This window comes from Sphingobium sp., from assembly GCF_035511395.1.
Classification (GTDB): domain Bacteria; phylum Pseudomonadota; class Alphaproteobacteria; order Sphingomonadales; family Sphingomonadaceae; genus Sphingobium.
In genome coordinates this window covers 1-3,165 of the sequence record NZ_DATKFP010000029.1, presented here as the reverse complement: position 1 = coordinate 3,165, position 3,165 = coordinate 1, and the positions used below count along the sequence as shown (strand labels likewise).

Here is a 3,165-nt window from a genome sequence, read left to right as displayed (position 1 = left end):
ATCTGGCGCTTCTGCTGGTCCACCAATTTCAATATGACCCTCACGCTTGCTTTCACGCATGTGGGTACGCTGGTTGTGGGCTGGTTTCTCGGGCCGACCGATGCCGCGCTCTATCGCATAGCCCGGCAGGTCGGCGCCGCCATCGCCAAGCCGGCCAAGCTCGCGACGCCCGCGCTCTATCCGGAACTTGCGCGCCTGTGGGCCAGCGGCAGCACTCAGAATCTATACCGTCTGGCCTTGCGGGTCGGGCTCGCCGCAGGTGCCGTGGCGAGCGTTCTGCTCTTCCTTGTGGGATTTGCCGACGAATTCATTCTGGGCACGGTTATCGGCCCGGACTTTATTCCGGCGGGGCCCGTCATGTTCTGGCTCGTCACCGCATCGGTCATCAGCATCTGGGGGCTGCCTCTCGAGCCACTGTTGATTTCAACCGGACGCGCCAGCACGGCGCTTTCCATCCGCGCCGCCATCACGTTGATCTACCTGCCGACGCTGATGTTCGCCTTGCACAATGTCGGCTTGATGGGCGCGGGCTATGCGCCGGTCGCGGCGCAGATCGTGATGCTGGGGACGCAAATTTTCTTCGTCCTGCGTTTGCGTGCCACCACACCGCTCAATATTCCCGGACCGGCACACTGATGCGGATATGCTTCCCTTATATTGCGCAATCGCATCAGATTTTGCATTCGCTGCCGATCGCCATGGAGATGGCGATCGCCTATCCCGACATCGAAGTGCATGTCGCCTGCGCCACCGACGAGAATGCGGAAATCGTTCGCAACATCGCCGCCCTTTATCCCGAGGCGAAAGTCGTTCACGACCATCTCAACGTGCCCTGGACCTTGCGACTGCATATGCGCTTCAGACGCACGACAACGCCGCCAAAGCGGCATTTCCTGCTTCTCAACAGAAACTACTTTTCCCGCTTCGACGCTCTTGTGCTGCCTGAAAGCACTTCGCTTTTCCTGAAGAAAATCGGCTTGCGTCGAACCAAATTCATTCGAACCGGACACGGCGCGGGCGACCGGCAAATCGTCGTCTCTCCCGCCGTGGGCAAATTCGATTTCGTGCTGATCTCAGGCAAGAAACAAGAACGCCGTCTGCTGGAACTGAATCTGAGCCGCCCCGGCGATTATGCTTTTCAAGGTTATCCGAAGTTCGAGTTGGTCGCCAAAATGGCGGCGAGGCTGCCTCGGTTCTTCGACAATGATCGGCCAACAGTCATCTACAATCCGCATTTTGACCCTGAGTTTTCTTCCTGGCCGCTGGTTGGCATGGATGTGCTCGATTTCTTTGCCCGTTCCACCCGCTATAATCTCATCTTTGCGCCGCATGTGCGGCTGTTCCATCCGCCCCTCCCGGAGAAGTACGCTCCCTTCCGCCGCTTCATGGATATGCCCAACATGCATATCGACCTTGGCAGTGTGCGGAGCATTGATATGAGTTATACGATGGCGGCGGATATTTATCTGGGGGATGTGAGCAGCCAGCTGTCGGAGTTTATGCTGAAACCACGGCCTTGCCTGTTTCTGAACCCCCGCGGCACGAACTGGAAAAACGACGCCAATTACCTGTCGTGGACACTGGGGCCCGTTATTCCCGGTGCGGAAGAACTGGAGAAAGGCATCGAAGAAGCTCTCGCTTCCCACCCGGCACTTTTGGACCGCCAGCAACAGTATTTCGCCTATAGTTTCGGTTCGTCTCTTCCTTTTTCGGCACGCCGCGGGGCCGACGCAATCGTTAACTGGATGCGCGCGGCTCCGTAATTTGTCGTCTTGAGGCCTTTGCCAGACTGATTTTCTCTGGTACACGACCGGCAGAAGGTGAATTCTATGATCCTGCTGGTCGGTAACTGGAATGATCTCGGTTCAATATGTCAATACCAACGCCATCCTCTAATCCTCATCTCTCCATGCGGCGGGCCGATTTCGCGACCCTGACCGAAGCGTTGGACTACGCCGCCCGCGGCGAGACGGGTCTTAACTTTTATTCGGGCAAGGGCGAACTTGTCGAAGCGCTGCCTTATCGCGATCTGCGCCAGCAAGCCATGGCGCTGGCGCGGCGGCTCCTGAATGCCGGCCTGGAGCGAGGCGAACGGGTCGCTCTTATCGCCGACAGCGACGGAGATTTCGCGCGCGCTTTTTACGGCTGCCAATATGCCGGCCTCGTGCCCGTGCCGATGCCGCTTCCCGTCGCCCTCAGCGGCAAGGAAGGCTATATCGCGCATATTCGCCGGATGATCGAGAGTGTCGGCGCAACGGCGGCCTTCGCGCCCGCCTCGATGGAGCCGTGGCTTTCAGAGGCGGCCGATGGTCTCGATCTCAAGATCGTCGGAACGCTGGCGGCGCTGAACGGCGTGCAGGAGGGAGATATCGATTTGTCCGCTCTCGATCCATCCGGTCTCTCCTACATCCAGTTCTCCTCCGGTAGCACACGTTTTCCGCTGGGCGTCGCGGTCACGCAGCGCGCCGTGATGGCGAATGCGAAGGCGATCAGCCAGCACGGCCTGATGTTGCGGGACGGCGATCGCGCGGTGTCGTGGCTACCGCTTTACCACGACATGGGCCTGGTCGGTTTCCTGCTGACGCCCCTCACCTGCCAGATCACCATCGACCTGTTGCCGACGCGCGAATTCGCCCGCCGTCCATTCGTATGGCTCAACCTGATCTCGCGCAATCGCGGCACGCTTGCCTACAGCCCGTCATTCGGTTACGAGCTTTGCGCCCGCCGCGCGGAGACCGCCTCCATCGAGGGGATCGATCTTTCGAGTTGGCGCGTGGCCGGCATTGGCGGCGACATGATCCGTCCGCACATCCTCTCGCGCTTTTCGGACCGTTTCGCGCCAAGCGGTTTCCAGGCGGAAAGTTTCGTCGCCAGTTACGGCATGGCGGAAGTAACGCTGGCATTGAGCTTCGCTCCGCTCGGCGGCGGGATGCAAAGCGACACCATCGACATGGATGCGCTGGAAAAGAAAAATCTGGCGACGCCGTTTCAACAAGGTGCGGGACGCGGTCGTGAATTCGTTCATTGTGGGCCCGCGCTGCCGGGCTACCGCGTCGAGGTGCGCGATGAGAACGGGAATGCACTGCCCGCGCGGCACATCGGCCGGATTTTCGCTCATGGCCCGAGCTTGATGGAAGGCTATTATGGCAACGCCGAGGAGTCGGC

At 59.8% G+C, this 3,165-nt stretch carries 3 protein-coding genes; all 3 read left to right on the top strand.

Annotated elements, in window-relative coordinates; genetic code table 11:
- The coding region (locus VMR39_RS01470; RefSeq protein WP_414712435.1) for a lipopolysaccharide biosynthesis protein at window positions 1-636 on the top strand (636 nt) is incomplete at its 5' end.
- 62 nt (window positions 637-698) lie between these two features.
- A complete protein-coding gene (locus tag VMR39_RS01465; protein ID WP_325413640.1) occupies window positions 699-1,763 on the top strand; it encodes a hypothetical protein in 1,065 nt (354 codons plus the stop codon).
- Between the two features lie 107 nt (window positions 1,764-1,870).
- On the top strand, window positions 1,871-3,165 hold a 1,295-nt coding region (locus VMR39_RS01460; protein ID WP_325413638.1), incomplete at its 3' end, for a fatty acyl-AMP ligase.

Coding starts and splice junctions, on each gene's coding strand:
- VMR39_RS01465 (WP_325413640.1), top strand. CDS start 699: ATGGAGATGGCGATCGCCTATCCCGACATCGAAGTGCATGTCGCCTGC.